Source organism: Leptolyngbya iicbica LK (genome assembly GCF_004212215.1).
GTDB lineage: Bacteria > Cyanobacteriota > Cyanobacteriia > Phormidesmidales > Phormidesmidaceae > Halomicronema > Halomicronema iicbica.
Map to the genome: position 1 here is coordinate 15,969 of NZ_QVFV01000007.1, position 18,242 is coordinate 34,210.

The 18,242-nt window shown below is 55.6% G+C and carries 15 protein-coding genes and 1 riboswitch; of the genes, 8 read left to right on the forward strand and 7 right to left on the reverse strand.

The window, feature by feature from the left end:
* Nucleotides 1-68 precede the first annotated feature (68 nt).
* The 3 genes from DYY88_RS20015 to DYY88_RS20025 form a co-directional block, all read right to left on the reverse strand.
* Nucleotides 69-281, reverse strand: coding sequence for a DUF2839 domain-containing protein (locus DYY88_RS20015; RefSeq protein WP_039727087.1), 213 nt, complete (start codon nt 279-281; stop codon nt 69-71).
* 87 nt (nt 282-368) lie between these two features.
* A complete protein-coding gene (locus DYY88_RS20020; RefSeq protein WP_039727089.1) occupies nt 369-1,922 on the reverse strand; it encodes a helicase C-terminal domain-containing protein in 1,554 nt (517 codons plus the stop codon).
* A gap of 106 nt (nt 1,923-2,028) precedes the next feature.
* The gene (locus tag DYY88_RS20025; protein ID WP_044151233.1) at nt 2,029-2,862 is read right to left on the reverse strand and encodes a PhzF family phenazine biosynthesis protein; all 834 of its coding nucleotides are present in this window, start codon (nt 2,860-2,862) and stop codon (nt 2,029-2,031) included.
* A gap of 314 nt (nt 2,863-3,176) precedes the next feature.
* On the opposite strand from DYY88_RS20025, the gene DYY88_RS20030 reads away from it, so the two are divergent.
* Nucleotides 3,177-3,671 carry a pentapeptide repeat-containing protein gene (locus DYY88_RS20030; protein ID WP_039727091.1) on the forward strand — a complete coding sequence of 165 codons (495 nt, stop codon included), beginning with the start codon at nt 3,177-3,179 and terminating at the stop codon, nt 3,669-3,671.
* Between the two features lie 276 nt (nt 3,672-3,947).
* Complete coding sequence (locus DYY88_RS20035) at nt 3,948-4,109, forward strand: DUF4278 domain-containing protein (RefSeq protein ID WP_084607072.1); 162 nt, start codon at nt 3,948-3,950, stop codon at nt 4,107-4,109.
* Between the two features lie 88 nt (nt 4,110-4,197).
* Here DYY88_RS20035 and DYY88_RS20040 read toward each other — a convergent pair whose 3' ends face one another.
* Nucleotides 4,198-9,597 (reverse strand): EAL domain-containing protein, encoded by a 5,400-nt coding sequence (locus DYY88_RS20040; RefSeq protein ID WP_084607073.1) that lies wholly within the window; start codon nt 9,595-9,597, stop codon nt 4,198-4,200.
* Between the two features lie 598 nt (nt 9,598-10,195).
* Between DYY88_RS20040 and DYY88_RS20045 the strand changes: the two genes are divergently transcribed.
* The gene (locus DYY88_RS20045; protein ID WP_039727093.1) at nt 10,196-10,588 is read left to right on the forward strand and encodes a hypothetical protein; all 393 of its coding nucleotides are present in this window, start codon (nt 10,196-10,198) and stop codon (nt 10,586-10,588) included.
* Between the two features lie 165 nt (nt 10,589-10,753).
* On the opposite strand, the gene DYY88_RS20050 is transcribed toward DYY88_RS20045, so the two are convergent.
* Nucleotides 10,754-11,011 (reverse strand): hypothetical protein, encoded by a 258-nt coding sequence (locus DYY88_RS20050; protein ID WP_130199538.1) that lies wholly within the window; start codon nt 11,009-11,011, stop codon nt 10,754-10,756.
* Nucleotides 11,012-11,434: 423 nt separating this feature from the next.
* A riboswitch (cobalamin riboswitch) is annotated at nt 11,435-11,651 on the forward strand.
* 23 nt (nt 11,652-11,674) lie between these two features.
* Here DYY88_RS20050 and DYY88_RS20055 point away from each other — a divergent pair.
* From DYY88_RS20055 to DYY88_RS20065, 3 genes are all read left to right on the forward strand, one after another.
* On the forward strand, nt 11,675-11,872 hold the full coding sequence (locus tag DYY88_RS20055) for a hypothetical protein (RefSeq protein ID WP_130199539.1): 198 nt from the start codon (nt 11,675-11,677) through the stop codon (nt 11,870-11,872).
* Between the two features lie 102 nt (nt 11,873-11,974).
* Nucleotides 11,975-12,355, forward strand: coding sequence for a DUF1636 family protein (locus DYY88_RS20060; RefSeq protein ID WP_039727095.1), 381 nt, complete (start codon nt 11,975-11,977; stop codon nt 12,353-12,355).
* 106 nt (nt 12,356-12,461) lie between these two features.
* Nucleotides 12,462-13,856, forward strand: coding sequence for a CHAT domain-containing protein (locus DYY88_RS20065; RefSeq protein ID WP_052288440.1), 1,395 nt, complete (start codon nt 12,462-12,464; stop codon nt 13,854-13,856).
* A 32-nt stretch (nt 13,857-13,888) separates the two neighbouring features.
* On the opposite strand, the gene DYY88_RS20070 is transcribed toward DYY88_RS20065, so the two are convergent.
* Both DYY88_RS20070 and glgX read right to left on the reverse strand, forming a co-directional pair.
* A complete protein-coding gene (locus DYY88_RS20070) occupies nt 13,889-14,869 on the reverse strand; it encodes an adenosine deaminase (RefSeq protein ID WP_039727097.1) in 981 nt (326 codons plus the stop codon).
* Nucleotides 14,870-15,010: 141 nt separating this feature from the next.
* Nucleotides 15,011-17,149: a glycogen debranching protein GlgX gene (glgX, locus tag DYY88_RS20075; RefSeq protein ID WP_039727098.1), complete on the reverse strand. Its 2,139-nt coding sequence runs from the start codon at nt 17,147-17,149 to the stop codon at nt 15,011-15,013.
* Nucleotides 17,150-17,502: 353 nt separating this feature from the next.
* Here glgX and DYY88_RS20080 point away from each other — a divergent pair, with 353 nt between their 5' ends.
* Entirely contained in the window at nt 17,503-17,871 is a 369-nt protein-coding gene (locus tag DYY88_RS20080; protein ID WP_039727099.1) for a YccF domain-containing protein, read from the forward strand.
* Between the two features lie 169 nt (nt 17,872-18,040).
* Complete coding sequence (locus tag DYY88_RS20085) at nt 18,041-18,235, forward strand: heavy-metal-associated domain-containing protein (protein ID WP_039727101.1); 195 nt, start codon at nt 18,041-18,043, stop codon at nt 18,233-18,235.
* The last annotated feature ends 7 nt before the right edge of the window (nt 18,236-18,242 follow it).

Below are 18,242 nucleotides of genomic sequence, written 5' to 3' on the forward strand. Positions count from 1 at the left end.
AATCCCCATCCTAAATCGGCGATGCTGCGCGGCTGTGCGAGTGGCTAGTGAGGCAGCGCGATCGCTAATTAGGTGACATCCCACCAGCCAAAGCCGGGGCCGATAAAGCGTACCGTTACCCAGAGGGCAATCATGGCAAAGATGCCAATCCAGGCTCCTTGGGTTGTCCATTTGACGAACTTTTCGCTCTGATCTTTGGTGATGGGCACCCAGGGCAAAATGTTTTCTTGCTTACCGTAGTCTTCGCCGAGTTTTTCTTTACGGCGTTTAGCTTCTCCCATGGCAGACCTTTGATGGGGGGTGTCTACAAGTGAACGGCGATCGCGCTGACGGAGTCTGGCGACGATCACTCGCCATCATACCGCGTTCTAAAAGCGCTGTTGTCGGGGGGAGAGGGTGGCGGGCTCGGAGAGCCACAAATGCTGCCGCTGATGCAGGCGAATGGCAGGATTCAGCGCTTCTAAAATCTGCCGACCATAGCTGCGATGGTTGACTCGATTGTCCAAAATGGCGACGGTGCCCTGGTTGGCCCGTACCGGAGCGATCGCCCGTTGCAGTTCCATCAGGGCGGTCGGCAGTAGATATAACCGAAACCAGTCTTGGCGCGATCGCTTGTAGTAAGTGACTCGTCCAGCCACTAGAGGATTTTCTAAAGACGGGAGGGGCAACGTCGCGAGTACCAACAAATTGGGTGACGGCAACTGGGTTTGGTGAGTTTGCCAAAAGCGCCAGCCGGTGACAAGCACGCCATTGGCAGGGAGGTCTGTGGTTTCGACTTGTACCCGTGAGCCAAACTGCGACGCCAGCGTTGTGGCGACTTGCCGCTTGAGGGGGGTGTCATCCACCAGGACTACGGTAAAACCACCGCGACTGGTGCCTGCGACCACGAGATACGCTAGCTCGTCTTGCAATACGGGCTGAAACTCAGCGGTGTTAGGCAAGGGAATGCGATCGGGCAAGTAGAGTTGAATTTCTTCGGTGTGGCGATCGGGGTTGAATTTGAGGCACGTCATTTCGCCCAAGCCCAAGCGTTGCCGGAAGTCGGTGGCGTCGGTGGTGGCGTCGAGGGCGCCGCCCATCAACACCAGGGGCTGCTGTTGCCAGTGCGCGGTCATAAAGGTCGCCACGTCTACGGGGGCACAGTTCAGCGTCCAGCGCCCGCTAGCTCGATCTAAGGCCGCCCAATGTAAGGATTCGGGTCGATTCATCTGCGCCCAAAAGCGCTGCCATTGGGGCGGCATTCCGGTTTGGGAGGCATCCCCATCCAACAGGACTTCCCGCAGGGCCATCAGGGATTGCCGTTCAGGCTCATCCACCAGGTGGCAGTGGTAGGGGTTGGCCGGATGCTTGAAGACTTGATGGGTCAGGCTGACGCGCGTATCGCGGATCAGCGCTTGGTGCTGGGGATAAGCCTGCATGAGGGTTTGCCAGGCATCGGCGTCAAGTTTGACCGTTAAGACATCGCGGATCCAAAACTCCAGTTCGTCGGCCCCGTCAATGAAAACGGGAACGTGGCTGGGAAAACGATTTTGGTGGTGCAGGCGATCGCGCAGCCACACTTCCGGACTGGTGATGAACAAGCCTTGAAAATCGGCGTGGGGCCATTCATTACCCCACTGCACTGGCTTTTGACAGGGCATCCATTCTTGCAGGCGGGGAATGTCGCCCAAGAGGACGGTCTGGCGCAAGGCATCGGGCAGTACCAGAATGGCGGGGTCGGGCCACAGCAGCAGCGACATGAGGTAGCTGAGGCGATAGTGCCCCTGATACAGCGCCGAAGCCCCCACCTGCATGAGAGAACTGCGGCCCAAGCGCAGTGCTCGCGCAGCCAACCGAGCCATCGTCAAATGATGGGGCCAGTCGGTGTTGCGATGATGTCGCAGAAATGCCCGCAACTGTTCATGCACCTGTGCTTCCAGCACTTAACCCTGCTCCTAACTGCGTGATGACCTTCATTGTGACATAGCCGCTCCAGGGTTCCCATCTTTTCAGTGGTCGAGCGGGCCACCACCCGCTAAGCGGGGCCGTTTAGGCTGCTGGGGTCGGGGTCGAAAATAACGTGCCCTGCATCACGGTGACCGCTTGTCCGCTAATGAGCACGCGATCTCCCGCCCGCTGCACCTTCAATAAACCGCCGCGCTGGGAGACTTGTTTGGCGACAAATTCTGACTTGCCCAGTTTCTCTTGCCAAAAGGGTACGAGGGAGCAATGGGCCGACCCGGTCACGGGGTCTTCTTCGATGCCCACAGCTGGGGCAAAATAACGCGACACAAAATCAATCTCGGGGTCTTCGCTCAGGGCGGTGACAATGACCCCCTGGGCGGGCAATAGGCGCATCATGCCAAAATCGGGCTGGAGCGATCGCACATAATCCTCCGACGGCAGCTCCACCAAATAATTGGCTTCTGCCGAGCCGCCGTAGGTCACCGTTTTTGGCTGCAAACCCCGCAAACTTTTGAGCAATTCCGGGGGGGCGGAGACCGGCGCTACTGGCTGAATCGGGAAGTTGAGCGTAATCCACCCGGCTTGCTGACTCGCGGTGAGTAACCCACTTTTGGTATGAAAACGAGCCGTCTGATCAGCCGCTAACTGGCCCTCGCTCCACAGCACATGGGCACTGGCGAGAGTGGCATGACCGCATAAATCGACTTCAGCGGCGGGGGTAAACCAACGCAACTGGTAGCCGTCTTCAACCGGATATAAAAAGGCCGTTTCTGACAGGTTCATTTCGGCGGCGACGACCCGCATCCACGTTTCGCTAGCCGGGGCTGACAACATACAGACGGCTGCCGGATTACCACCGAAACAATAGTCAGTAAAGGCATCGACCTGCAAAATGGTCACACTGTCGGGAGAACTCATGAACTTAGAAAAAATAAATCAGTAAGAATCGCGTTGCGTTTTTATCATGGCTTAGAAATTGTCCCAAATATCGTCTAATTTCGTGGTTTGACGAGGGGACGGGGCTGGCTGGGTGATCGGGTGGCGCTGCGGTTCGAGGGCAAACCCCGGTGCGATCGCTCGACTAAATTGCTCTCCGCGTCTCACTGAGTGGCAGTTGTGCAGGGGGTTAATGTCCGATTGGCGGGACGACTGTGCGTTGACCATGGGCTGGGCTAATCCGTTTTAAAGTAAAGACATCAATCATCAGAAAAGTGAATTCAGGTCAAAGGCTTATGTTCAAAATCGCTCGCATGGTCTGTGGAATCCTCTGTGTGGGGGTATTGCTGGGGATGTTGTCGCTGGCGACGGGAGCCGCAATCGCCGCCGAAGACTTCACCTATGCGGAACTCCGAAACCGCTCGTTTGCGGGGGAAGATTTGACCGGATCATCATTGGCGGCGGCAAATGCTAACGAAGCCGACTTTACCGATGCGGATTTGAGCGAAACGATTCTCACCAAAGGGGTCTTTGAAAAAGCCCACATGGCGGGGGTGAACCTGACCCAGTCTTTTGCCGATCGCGTCTCATTCAACGGGGCTGATCTGCGCAATGCGATCGTCGTCGATGCCATCATGACCAGCACCACGTTCTATGAGGCCGACATCACCGGAGCGGATTTTTCTGGCACGATTTTAGACCGCTATCAAATCAAGCAAATGTGTGAGCACGCCGATGGCGTTAACCCAGTGACCGGAGTCGCGACCCGCGACAGTTTGGGCTGCGGTTAGGTCGCTAGGGGTACCTGTATCCGTGATCGCCCCAACAGAGGGGAATGCTGCCTCAGTGGGAGGAAGCGATGAGTCATCGCCGCCGTCTGAGGGAACTGACTCCTCGATCGGGAGGGAACTGACTCCTCGATCGGACGATTTGATGATTTGTGACAAACCGCGATTCTATTGTCACGGGAGGAACACTAAATCCAGTTCACCGCAACGGTCGATTACTCGCGATCGCGGATGCGTGACTAGCCGGATGCTCCTTTCTCACACCAGGTTTGACTCAATATGAAACTCATTTATCGCGGCGTTCCTTACGAACCTTCGGTCATGGCTGACACCGCTCAACCTCGTCCCTCTCGGTCAGCCCACCAGCCAGCCGATTCCCCTATTCGTCTCCGCCACCCCGGGGCAGAATTGACCTATCGTGGCGTCCGCTATACTCCGTGAGCGATCGCCTGATCACAGATTTAGACCGACGCCTGTCCTGATTCTGCTGGTCAAGCGTGGCGCAAAGCAGTTCTGCCATAACGCAAGATTAGTTGTTGAAGAGATGCGGATTTTGGATAAACCGCTCCGCTTCTTGCTCTCCTACCGGATGGGAGAACAAATATCCTTGGCCGACGTTACACGACAATTCTGTGACAAATTCCAACTGACGAGGAGTTTCAATGCCCTCGGCAATGACATTGAGGTCGAGCTGGTGGGCCAAATTAACAATGCCACGGGTGATGCTCGTCAGGGACGCCTCTGCATCCAAAGACTGAATGAAAGATTGGTCGATTTTGATGACATCGATCGGCAATCGATGCAAATAAGAGAGGGACGAATATCCCGTGCCAAAATCATCGAGGGCAATTTTAATGCCCAGGTGATTTACCTCTCTCAGCACCGTGTCCACAGTGCTGCTGCGACTGATGAATGAATGTTCGGTGATTTCTAGACAAATATGCTGCGGATTGACAGCGGACTCGCTGAGGGCAAGCCGCAAGCTATCCATAAAGCTGGCATGTTTGAGAAAATCGGCTGACACATTGACATTCATGCAAAAAGCCGTGTCTAGTTCAAACCGTTGCTGCCATTGATGGACTTGGCGGCACGCTTGCTTCAAGATCCAACCTTCGAGCCCCGGCATCAGTTGAGAAGAGCGGACCACAGGCAGGAATTCGAGAGGCGAAAGTAACCCACGTTGGGGATGCTGCCACCGGACTAAACATTCAAACCCGATGACTAATCGTCTTTGCAGGTCAACTAGCGGTTGGTAATACAGCAAAAACTCATGCTGCTCTAAAGCTTGGACGATGCCGACTTTGAGTTCTACTTGGTCTACCCGTTGGGCGCGCAGGGTCGGGTGGAACAGCTCAATGTTGCCCGGGCCTTTGCGTTTGGCTTGGTACATGGCAATGTCGGCATTTTCGAGCACTGCAGTTTCACTATGCCAAGGATTATCGGTTTCATAAAAGGCAATGCCGATGCTGCTCGTGGTTGAAATCTGCGCAGAATCGATCGCCATTGGCTGCGCAATGGTGGCTTGAACGCGATGGGCAATTTGGAGGGCCAATTCTGGGTAGGCGGTTTTTTCAAGCAGGATGGCAAATTCGTCGCCGCCCAAGCGAGAGACGATATCGCCGGGGCGCAGAATATCGTCTAAGCGGCGGGCAATTTGAATGAGGAGTTGGTCGCCAGCGGCATGTCCCAGCGAATCATTGATGGCTTTGAAGTCATCGAGGTCGAGATAGAGCACCGCAAATTGATAAGTGGTATCGCGACTCACTCGACTGACGGACAGTTTGAGATGTTGCAAGAAAAAGGCGCGATTGGGGATGTGGGTGAGGGGATCAAAAAAGGCGCGATATTCCAGGTCGGCTTCGGCTTGTTTGCGATTGGTGACATCCATGACGGTGCCGTACAGCCGCGTGAGGTGCCCAGTGTCATCGGCGACGCTCCGGCCAATGATGTTGATATGGCGGTGGCCTGAAGTATTTTTCGGCAAAATTCGAATGTCGACATTGAGAGCTTGGGGCAAGTCTGGGTCTTGATCGAGCAGATTCGTGAGTAAGGTGCGATCGTCGGGATGCACCAGGCTGAAAAGTTCTGGAATAGACGGCACCCCAGCGGCGGGGTCAATGCCCGTAATGCGAAAGACTTCGGTAGACCAGGTGATGTGATCCTGCTCAAAGTCATATTCCCAATCCCCAATGTGGGCAATTTGCTGGGCTTGCTCCAAGCGTTGGGTCAATTTCTGGAGCTGGGTTTCGGTCTGCTTGGTGCGGGTGATGTCGATCGCGACCCCTGTGAGACCCACAATCTGCCCGGTGCGATCGCGTTGGGGAGTCAGGGTCAGATCAAACACGTGAGGAGAGTCACCGGTTTGCAGCGAAAACTCATGATGGCAGACTTCTCCGGTGTCCAAAACCTGTTGTTTTAGTTGGGTGAGGGCGGTGGCTTTAGCAGCTGGGAGAAAATCTTCATCCCGACGGCCAATCATGTTTTCCAGGCGCAACCCCTCAGTTGGATTATGAATCCAGGTATATCGCAGGTCGTGATCTTGGGTCCACAGGGTAATGGGGGTACTGAGTAGGGTGGCGCGAAGCAGCGTTTCATTATGCTGTAAGGCCGCTTGCACCTCCACCCGCTCTGTAATGTCAGTGCCCACCCCCAGCACTTGCTGAACAGTGCCGTCAGCGTTACGACGAAAAACGACGTTGCGCTGATAAATCCAGTGCCAGGAGCCGTCTTTGTGGCGGGCACGATATTCATAGCTTAAAACGTTGCCCGTTTGAGTTTGGGCGAGGGCGGCGAAGTGCGCCTGCACCACCGCCATATCTTCGGGATGGACATGGTGGGCCAAAATTTCCTCGCCATCCTGGTAAATTTCGTCGGGGGTGTAGCCCAGTAAGTTTTCGATCGCTGAATTGATGTAAGCCGTCTTGCCGCTGGGTAACTCAAATAACGCCAGGACGGCGGGACTCGCCTCCGCAATTTGTTGCACGAGGGCTTGACTTTCGGTCAGCTCGGCTTGAATCTGCTTTTGCGCAGTGATGTCAGTGATAATGGCCCCGACGCCCCCCTGCTCGTCATCCAGCACAACGGGATAGTAAGACGCCAGCCAAGTCCGTTCGACACCGGGGTGGGCTGGGGTGGTGCCACTAATTTCAAAAGTGACGGGACTATGGGTATCGAGCACCTGCTGCAAATAAGGCTGGATGGTGGCCTGCAGATCAGGCAGGAGTTCCTGAACGGTCTGGCCGATATGTGCGGCAATGGTGAGGCCGTTAATGTCGGCTAAGGTCTGATTGAGCCGGAGGAACCGCAGCTCTGAGTCGAATAAGGCGAGCCCAAAGGGACTGTTGCGATACAGGCCTTCGAGCAGGCGATTGCTCTGCATCAGCGCGTCTTGGACTTGCTTTAAATCATTGACTTTAATCAGGGTTAACACCACGCCATCGGTGGTGCCGTCTTCGCGGCGATAGGGCAGGATGCGTAGGAGCAGGCGATCGCCAGTCTTGAGATTGGTCGCTTCTGTTTCTTGAACGGTTTGATATTCGGCGACTTGCTGAATCAGCGCCGTGATGTGGTCGAGGTCGAGATGATTTACCAGCTCGGTCAGGGGGCGACCCGTGTCCCCCATGCGGAAGTTAAAGACCTCAGTGGCAGCAGGAGTAAATTTGCGAATATTCAGGCACTGATCCAGGAAAACGACCCCGATATCCGTACTTTGCAGCAGGTTGTCGATGTCAGCGGTTAACTCGGTCAGCTGCTCAATGCGTTCTTGATTTTCTGAGTTGACGGTGTAGAGCTCTTCGTTGACCGATTGCAGCTCTTCGTTCGTGCTTTGTAGTTCTTCGTTAGAGGCCAGCAGTTCTTCATTCGTGGCTTGTTGCTCTTCATTGGCAGTTTCCAGCTCTTCGATGCTGGTTTGCAGGTTTTCGCGGGTCTGCTGCAGCTCATACTCCAATTCCCGCACATGTTGTGAGAGATCGGCGTTGGGGTCAAATTCGGTCTCGTCTTCAGGGTTGGCCGAGTCGGGCAGCATCGCCACCTCTAACAGCAGAATCCACTGGTTACCAGCGTCGGGGTCTGTCGTTTTGGGGTCAACGCCACCAACCCACAGGTTGAGACGCTGGTTGGGGCTGAGCTCAGCCACCTGGATGTCGCTATATAAGACGGGTTGTTGGTCGCGTTGAACACGATGCAAAGCGGTGCTGAGGGGTACCTTGAGCGACGGCACGACGAGCTCTAAGACGTTGGTGTTGATTTCTCCCAGGGGAAAGTCTAATAGCCGGGCGGTGTTGAGAAAGATATGGCGCAATTGGTAAGTGTCATCGACCAGTAAGCAGGTGATGGGGCGATCGCCAAATCGCAGCTTTAACACCTCAGAGAGCAACTGCTCATAGGGCGATCGCACGGGTTTTGGGGTCCGAGCAGGTGCTACAGACTGCAGTGTGGGCGACCCGATCGATCGCTGCATCGGCAGTTGCACCCCCTGCCGTTTGCGAAAGATTTTCCACTGTTGGTCAAGGGTATGAAAGGCGTGGGAAGTCGCCCCTAAATGCTCTGAGGGGCCTAACACCAAAACGCCCCGAGACGCGAGGGAAAAGTGCAACAGCTTTAACACCTGCTCTTGCAACGACACTTGCATGTAAATCAGCAGATTGCGACAGCTCACCAGGTGCATCTGCGAAAAGCCAGGATTTTGGGTCAAATCGTGGGAGGCAAATACGACCTGAGCCCGCAGAAACTTTTTGATGCGGTAGCTTGACCCTTCGAGTTTCAAGAAGCGATCGAGCCGCTCAGCCCCTACATCCCGCCCAATCGTGGGGGGATAAACGCCCTGTGACGCAATGAGTAAAGCTTCTTCGTCAATATCGGTGGCAAAGAGTTTAACCGGGTGAGGTTTGCCCAGTTGCTCCATCACTTCATGAACGACGATCGCGAGGGAATAGACCTCTTCGCCTGTCGAACAGGCGGCGACCCAGAGCCGCAGGGGTTGCTCGGGCTGCAAGGACTCAATGAGTCTGGGCAATACTTCTTGCTGCAGACGTGACCACATTTCGGGATCGCGAAAAAACCGAGTAGCGCCAATCAACAGATCTTGTCGCAGATTTTTGACCTCTTCTGGAGTGGCAGCCAGATAGGTCAAATACTCTTCAACGGAGCTGGCCTTTGAGAGCAATAAGCGATGGACGATGCGCCGATGTAGGGTGGCGATTTTGTACTGCGAAAAGTCAATATTCTCCTGCTCCTGCAAGAGGTCTAAAATGCGGGTCAGTTGCTCGTCCGGGAGTAGGGGGGCCGCATCGGTCGTTAGGGCTGCCTGGGTCGCGGTGTAGCGAATGATTTCACAAACGGCCTGGGCTAACTCTTCGGGGGAGAGAATTTCATCCACCAGCCCAGAACTGATTGGGTTGCTTGGCATCGCGCCAAATTGAGCCGTTTCTTGCGACTGCACTAGCGCAATGCCTCCTGCCCGGCTAATGGCCTTCAGTCCCTCGGTGCCATCGCTCCCGGTGCCGGACAGCAAGATGCCAATAGTGCGATCGCCCCGCTCTTGCGCCAAGCTCAAAAAGAACTGGTCAATGGGGTAATCGTTTGCCCCGCCGGAACGTTCTTCGAGCCATAGCTGCTGCCCTTGCAGGCTCACCATCATCCCTGGTGGCAGCACGTACACCTGATTTAGCTCCAGCACCATCCCATCTTCAATGACGCTGACGGGCAGTTGAGTATGCCGCTGCAACAGTTCCACCATTAAGCTGCGAAAATCGGGCGAGAGATGCTGCACCACCACAAAGGCCGCGCCGGGTTCCGGCGGCAGACTGCCAAAGAAGCTTTCTAGCGCTTGCAAGCCCCCTGCTGACGCCCCAATGCCCACTAGAAAACTCGATGCAGGGAAGTCTTCATGAAATGGAGAATGCTCGCTATGGCAGGAATCGATCATTAATGGTTGCTGTTGGAATCGGAGAGAAAACGATAAGGGGACGACTCACGTCGTGCTGTGAGTGGTGTATCTGGCATTGATGAGACTCTGCACCGCGATTACTTACCATATATCCCAAATCCGTTAGTCGGCTGAAGCAGTTTGCTCAATTAGCGCCTAAGAAGGCGAAATTCTACATATATTTCAATGAAAATAGTTGATGAAGCCGTAATTTTGCTTCTCATTCCTACCGTTACTAAAGCCAACAACCTGGACTAAGCGACAAGATGTATCGCCGTTATTGCTGACTGACTGGCGGCAACAGTGGAGTGTTTGGCAAATCTGGAGACCTGTCAAAACAGGAATCATCCCTTGGCGTTGAGGGTTAGCGATCGCCACCGCAAGTTAAACACTTCATGAAGTAGCGACAGCTTAAGGCCGCCACAGCTAGTATGGGGATGATTCGAGAGGCTGCAATCGGCGTTGTGAGACTATCCAGGTTGACGCCAGTGTCGTCCCTCATTGCGTCGCGATAGTCGCAGGAGCCTGCAGTTGATCGCCGCTTTTCTCCGCCTGTTTATGCACAGTGGAGAACCTCTAACGATTATGTGTAACCCTTATGACCTTGATGAAAGCCTTACCCGAAAAGCAGTCAGCTGACAGCTTAGTCGTCACCCAAGCGTTTTGTCGTTTGATGCTACAAATTAGCCTGCTCGCCATCCCGGTTTATTTAGGGCTATTGATGATAGCTATACCCTTTGATGTGGATGCTGGCAAGCTCAAAGGCGTCGCCCTGAGCATCCCGGCGGTGATTTTCTTGTTTGCCGCGATCGCCTACGCAGTGGGTTTTCTCACTACTTTGCCCGATGCCCAACCCGATGCATTCGACGGCTTTGTCCACAGTCGCCGCCGAATTTACCGCCGCAAGATGAAGATGGTCATGATCGGGTCAGGCATCTTTGCGTTAGGTGTGACCGTCGGAACATTGGTGCTCATCAAAGCGCATCTGTAAGTAGAGTGCTACTCGTTTCATTGCATCGGCGGGCAGAAGTCCATTCCTGCCGACATAATTCCTTCCGACATAAGAGGTTTGGTCTGCTCACCACTGCCAGATCATCAAGCTAAATGCTCGCGCAACCGGACTCACAGTGCCAGTCGAGCGTGAGCAGCGCGAAAATCAACTAACAGTGCCCAGTAGAGCCACTTGCTGGCATAAAATCACGCGCCTGCAGCTGGGATCAAACTCTACTTGATGTTGGGCGACCAATTCCATAAGCGCTTCGCTGACGGGGGTGAGGACTTCACACAGTGGACATCCCAAGTCTTGAGCAATTTCTTGGGCGAGGTCAATAATCGTGTAGGAATGGGCCTTTAGGCGCTTGGGAAGTTCTTGCCTTAGGGCGATCGCGAGAGGAGATTCGCAGAAATACCTCATGAGCATTTATACCTAATCCGTCTATCCCCATTACGCTCGATTCGGCGCGATCGCGGGGCATTCTTTGCGAGGCCAGCAAAAATCTATGCAAAACTCAATTTCGCTTCTTGCGCGGTTACTGATGGCTCAGCTAACTGGGCGCTGATGCCAACCTTTCACTGGCCTGACTTCTAGCGATAGCAGTCCGCAGTAAGATGCCAACAGGCAGCCCCTTGTTCCGCAACATGGGGATGTACGGAGCTATCTATGCGGCGCTATAGCATCCGCCAAGTCCCTTTTGCCCAGGGCGGCAGTATTGAGGCCACACCGACTGCATCCCTCAATACTGCCGTCTATCAGGCCGAGGTCAAATCACGCTAGCAACTGAGAAGTCCCTGGGAGTGACCGTGACAAAACTCAATGCTCGCCTCATTGCCGACGGTGTTAAGGTGAAAGGCCATCGGTTTTAGCGAAGAGCAGTCGCTAAAGGAAACGGGGAAAGTGCAGTGCAAATCTGCCGCTGTCCCGCAGCTGTGAACCGGTTTGGGAGATGCGATTTGCGGCCAATCAGTTTGGGTGGGATGGACACCTAAACGAACAGCCAAAATCAGTCATTCCCAGTCGCGTAAGTCAGAATGCCCGCCGATGATCACAACCTGTTGTGTATTCGTCTGCGAGGTACGGATGGATTTACGTGTTCAGTCCTTGAGGGAGTTCAAGGCAAGCTTTGAGTCATCGCAATATGGGCGGGTGGCGGGCGCGATCGCCCCACCTAATTTGGCCCGGTCGCTTGCGGCAGTGATCAAATATAGACGCGCAGGCAGTGCCCTCGGCTTTGTCGGTGAGTCCTGGAGCACTTTTGGGCGAGTGGAGCCAGCATGACGGGGCTTGATGCCCGGTCGGGAGGCTGCTGCCCATCAGCCAACTAAGCGTTCTGGAAGAACGCGAATGCTGCTGATTTTTTGTCCTGTTTGACGATTGGAAATGTCTGAAACAACGTTGATGGTGTGCGCCTTGTGTCGTTTTTCTGCACAAGAGCGTAGTCGTAATGGTGTGGCTGGTGGTCAGTATTTGATCGACCAGTTGCGCCAAGCTCTGGCCTCACGGCAACTACAAGATGCGGTCAAGATCGAGCCTTTACGCTGTATGGCGGGATGTCACCAGCCCTGCAATGTGTCAATCGCGGCACCGGGTAAGCTGACATTTATTTTCAGTGGCGTTGCCCCCACCACTGGCGCAGCTTCAGTCTCAGAGTTTTGCCAGCAATATGCTGCGACGACCGATGGGCGGGTGCCCTATGGCGATCGCTCGCTTGCCATCCGGCGGGCAACTGCCTTTGTGCTGCCCCCACTCCCCACTCCTTAGGGACAATCAGCTCTATTTACTGACAAATGGCCATCGCTAGATCCTGATCAAGTTAAGCTGTGGCTGAAGGGTGTTGAGACTCGCTGACGTCATCACGGGAACTCAGATGTTGCCCTCACAGTTATGCACGGCCCTGTACCGATATCTGCGCCATCAATGGCGTTGGCTCATCATGATGGGGCTCGCCACTAGTTGGACGATGGGCCTGGGGACGACTGCTACCGCCGATTACACTCGCTATGCGTCCCCTGAGGCAGCCCCACAGCCGGTCATTACCCGAGGCATTGGGGTCGAGGCCCGCATTCAAGCCATCGAACAAACCTGGGAAGCAGACTATACCGCTTTTCTCCGCAGTCCATCAGGGTTGCAACCGTTGGATGGGGCCGATGTGGCGGCGACCCTGGCGGAGCTCAATACCCAGACGGGGCATCGGCTGGGGTTGGTTTATATCGTGCCGGAGAGCGATGGATTAGAGTTGGTGCTTGCGAGTCCTGATGCGGCAGCGGTGCAATATCGTCTAGAGGTGCCGCGATCGCGCTTCGAGGCCGAGGTGGATAATTTACAGCGGCAGATTTTGCGGCCCAATTCTGATCGGTATCTGGCTCCGGCTCAGCAGCTATATCAGTGGCTGATCGCGCCCATGGAGGCGGATTTGGGCGACCGACGAATTGACACGCTGGTCTTTTGTGTGGGAGAGCGAGTGCGATCGCTGCCCTTAGCGGCTCTCCACGATGGACAACAATTCCTGGCAGAAAAGTATGACTTGGGCCTGATTCCCGCCCTGACGCTGACGGATCCGCAGTTTCGGGCGCTGCGTCAGGTGGATGTGTTGGCGATGGGGGCGAGTGAATTCAATCGGTTGGCGGACTTGCCAGCGGTCTCGGTGGAACTATCGACCGTGGCGGACGAGTTGTGGCCTGGGGTCATTCATCTCAATGCGGACTTTACCAAGCAAGTGTTGCAACGCGAGTTGGCGCAGGCCCAGTATGAAATTGTGCATCTGGCGACCCATGCCGAGTTTCAGGAAGGGGCTGCCGACCAATCATTTATTCAGCTCTGGCAAGATGAGCAGCTCAATTTGCTAGAGCTCCGCGACCTGGATTGGCAAACGTTGCCCGTTGAATTGCTGGTACTGAGCGCATGTCAGACGGCGTTGGGCAATCCGCAGGCGGAGTTGGGGTTTGCCGGGTTGGCGTATCAAACCGGGGTGCGATCGGCGCTAGCCAGTTTGTGGTCGGTGAGTGATGTGGGCACGCTGGCGCTGATGCGAGAGTTTTATGGACAACTGGCCCAAGCTCAAGGGGAAACGAAAGCAGCGGTGTTGGGCTCAACGCAGCGGGCCATGATTCACGGCGAGGTGACGCTGACGGAGACGCAACTGGTGAACTCTAGCGGACAGGCGATCGCCCTGCCTCTCAGTCTGCAAGCCCAAGTGGCCGATATTGACCTGTCGCATCCGTTTTACTGGTCGGCGTTTGTGCTGGTGGGCGCCCCGTGGTGAGTTGGGCGATCGCGGGCACCCTGACCGCACAATTACCCAATCGCCAACCGCTGTTGGTCGGCGGCGCTCAAAAAAGCGGCGCGAAAAGAGTTTTGGGCCAATTGAGTGAGGTCGGCATCCGTTAGTGCCAGCGCCGTCTGAATGGCCTCGAAATTTTCATTCAAGTAACCGCCAAAGTAAGCCGGATCATCGGAGTTGACCGTGACGCAGAGGCCCTGATCCAGCAAGGTTTTGAGATTATGGTCGGCCATCGTGTCAAAAACGCAGAGCTTCACATTCGACAGCGGGCACACCGTCAGGGGAATTTGATGCTCTCCCAAATAGTCCACCAGGGCCGGATCTTCCACACACCGCACCCCGTGATCAATGCGGGAGACTTTGAGCAGTTTCAGGGCTTCCCAAATGTACTCCGGCGGCCCTTCTTCGCCCGCGTGCGCAACGGTGAGAAAGCCCTCTGCTCGTGCCCGGTCAAACACCGCTTGGAACTTGGACGGCGGATGCCCCAGTTCCGAAGAATCGAGCCCGACACCGATAATGCGGTCTTGGTAGGGCAATGCCTGCTCTAAGGTGGCCATGGCGTCGTCGGCACTGAGGTGGCGCAAGAAGCACAAAATCAAGTGCGAAGAGACGTTCAACTGTTCGCGTCCCGCCTGAAGCGCGGCGGTGATGCCGTTGCAGACGATTTCAAAGGGCAGGCCGCGATCGGTGTGGGTCTGGGGATCGAAGAAAATCTCAGTGTGGCGCACGGTTTGGGCGGCGCATTTTTGCAAGTAGGCCCAGGTCAGGTCATAGAAATCTTGCTCGGTTTGCAAGACCTGCGCCCCCGCGTAGTAGAGGTCCAAGAAGGATTGCAGATTTTCGAACTGATAGGCCGCTTGGATTTCGGCCACTGATGCGTAGGGAAGCTCAATGCCGTTGCGCTGGGCCAGGGTAAACATCATTTCTGGTTCCAGGGAGCCCTCAATGTGGATATGGAGTTCGGCTTTGGGTAGGGTCTGAATGAGGGATGACATGGCGGGAGCAATGGCAGGATAACCTGATTTTAAGAGGCATTAAGGGGACGAGTCCCTGGACCCATGTCCCAACTCACTCGCTGAAGTTCGACCAGGGACCCGTCCCCAGGAGCCGCCGCTAATTTGCCAGCGCGATCGCACTCAGTCGCGGGGATGCATGAGCAGGATGAGCGATCGCCCGCCGACCACCAGCGATTCGCCCACCACCTCGGGGGCCGACTCCACAAAGCCCTGGGTGAGTTTGGTATCGAGGATGAGTTGCCAGGGGCGATCGCTCAACTCTGGCGGCATCACAAACGTCTGGGCCTCGGCCTGGGCGTTAAAGAACAGCAAAAAACTATCGTCAATGATGCGCTGGCCCTGGCGATCCGGAGTGGGAATTTCTTCCCCGTTGAAAAAGACCCCGATCGCTTTGGCTTCCGCCTCTTGCCAGTCCTCGTCGCTCACGTCAGTGCCGTCGATGTTGAACCAGCCAATGTCATCCACGCCGGAGCCATGAATTTCGCGCCCCTGAAACCAGTCCCGCCGCTGAAACACGGGATGCGCTCGCCGAAACCGCATCAACTGCTGCACAAAGGTGAGGATCGTGTGCTGCTCAGGCTTCAGGTGCCAGTCGAGCCACGACAGTTCACTATCCTGACAGTAGGTATTGTTGTTGCCCTGTTGCGATCGGCCAAATTCGTCGCCCCCCAGCAGCATCGGCACTCCCTGCGACAGCAGCAGCGTCGCCAAAAAGTTGCGCTGTTGCCGCGCCCGAATTTCCAGCACCACGGGGTCATCAGTGTCCCCTTCCACGCCACAGTTCCACGAGCGGTTGTAGCTTTCACCGTCGCGGTTGCCCTCGCCGTTGGCCTCGTTGTGCTTTTCGTTGTAGCTAACCAGATCGCGCAGGGTAAAGCCGTCGTGGCAGGTGATGAAGTTGATGCTGGCGTGGGGCCGTTTGCCGTTCGATTCATACAGGTCAGAGCTGCCCGTCAGACGAAAGGCAAATTCCCCCAGGCGGCAGTGAGCCTCGCGCCAAAAGTCGCGCATCGAGTCGCGGTACTTGCCATTCCACTCCGACCACAGCAGCGGAAAGTTGCCCACCTGGTAGCCCCCCTCGCCGATGTCCCACGGCTCCGCAATCAGCTTGGTATTGGAGAGGACGGGGTCTTGGTGAATGATGTCAAAAAAGGCGGCGAGGCTGTTCACCTCGTACAGCTCGCGCGCCAGGGCTGAGGCCAGGTCAAACCGGAAGCCGTCCACATGCATTTCCTGCACCCAGTAGCGCAGGCTGTCCATAATCAGCTTGAGCACCTGGGGATGGCAGACATTCAGCGAGTTGCCGCAGCCGGTGAAATCCATATAGTAGCGGGGCAAATCTTCTACCAGGCGATAGTAAGCTTCGTTATCGATGCCGCGAAACGCCAGCGTCGGCCCATAGTGGTTGCCTTCGCCCGTGTGGTTATACACCACGTCGAGAATCACTTCGATGCCCGCTTGGTGCAGGGCTTTGACCATCGCTTTGAACTCGCGCACCTGTTCGCCGTGGCGGCCGTGGGCGCTGTATTCCGAATAGGGGGCAAAGTAGCCGACGGAGTCGTAGCCCCAATAGTTGCGCAGTCCCGTGCTAACCAAATGGCCGGGATAGGCGGTGAAATGGTGAACGGGCAATAGCTCGATCGCGGTCACGCCCAAGGTTTTCAGATGGGCAATGATGGCGGGATGGCCGACTCCGGCATAGGTGCCGCGCAGTTCTTCGGGTACGTCGGGATGTTGCTGGGTGAGGCCCTTGACGTGGGCTTCGTAAATGATGGTTTCGTGCCAGGCGGTGCCAGGATGGCGATCGCCCTCCCAATCAAAGGTGGGGTCGACCACTACGCAGCGGGGCATCAAGTCGGCACTGTCGAGTTCCGATGCTTCTAGATCGCGATCGTCGTTATCTAACTCGCCAATGGGATAGCCAAAAATGCCTGCCCCATGCTGAATGTCACCCGCGATCGCCCGCGCATAAGGATCAATCAGCAGCTTGTGGCGATTAAACCGCTGTCCTTCTTCGGCATCATAAGGCCCATCGACCCGGTAAGCATAGTGCTGACCAGGCGCAACGTCGGGCAGGTAGCCGTGCCAAACGTAATTGCTGCACTCTGGCAACTGAATCTGCGTCTCGTGGCCGTGTTCATCAAACAGACACAAGTACACTGCCGTCGCATTCTCGGAAAACAGCGCAAAGTTGGTTCCCTTGCCGTCCCAGGTTGCGCCGAGAGGCTGCGGATCGCCGGGCCAGATGGTGTGGGTCATAACTGAAAGTTAGGGATTACGGCAAGGGTGATCGACCTGATTGTAACGGGTTGGGTGTCAGGCGTGGGGGAGGAGAGTGTGAGGGTGGCAGGGTATTGAGGGTGTGAGGGTGGCAGGGTATGAGGGTGGCAGGGTATGAGGGTGAGAGGGTAAGGGGTATGAGGGTGAGAGGGTAAGGGGTATGAGGGTGTGAGGGTAAGGGGACGAGCGTCTATCTAACCACCCATCCACCCAACCACCCATCCACTCCTCACTCCAAAAGTGGGTGAATTACGGTGGGGTCGGTACGGCTCGAAACCGCATCAGTTCTCGTATGATGGCATCGTTGAGTGGGCAATTGAGGGAGAACGGCGATGAGTTTGCTAGGCAATATTATCTGGCTGATTTTTGGCGGCTTTTTGAGTGGGGTGGGCTACATTCTCGGTGGCATTAGCACTTGTCTGACCATCATTGGCATTCCCTTTGGCCTGGCGACGATTGAGATTGGCATCGCTTCGTTCACGCCGTTTGGTCGCACGATTAAGAAAGGGCCGAATGCTGATTCCACGCTGGTCTTGATTTTGAATCTGGTGTGGATTGTGATTTTTGGCTGGGCGATCGCGCTCAATCACCTGTTCTGGGGCGTGCTCCTCGCCATCACCATCATCGGCATTCCCTTTGCCAAGCAACACTTCAAGCTGATGAATTTGGCCCTGTTCCCCTTTGGTCGCAGTTTGGAATAAGGGTGAGTCGCCGAGGGGCGATCGCAACGTCCACCCTACAATCACGAAGTTAATGAAAGTGCGCTGCTTTGAGATTCAAAGGGCGCATTTTTGGTTAAAAGTGAGGCGGGTAAGCGATCGCCTCGCTATGCTGTGAAGAAAATCAGTTGTGCCAAAGGATGGTGAATCCATGACGCTGCAATTTAAGGTGCCTTCGATGAAGTGTGAAGGCTGTGCCGACGCTGTGACCGAGGCAATTCAATCGGTGGATGCGGGGGCCAAGGTCGAGATTGATGTGGATAGCAAAGCGGTGTCGGCAGAGACCAGCGCCACTGTGGATGCGGTACGGGAAGCGATCGCGGCCAAAGGTCACACCATGGCCTAACTCAACC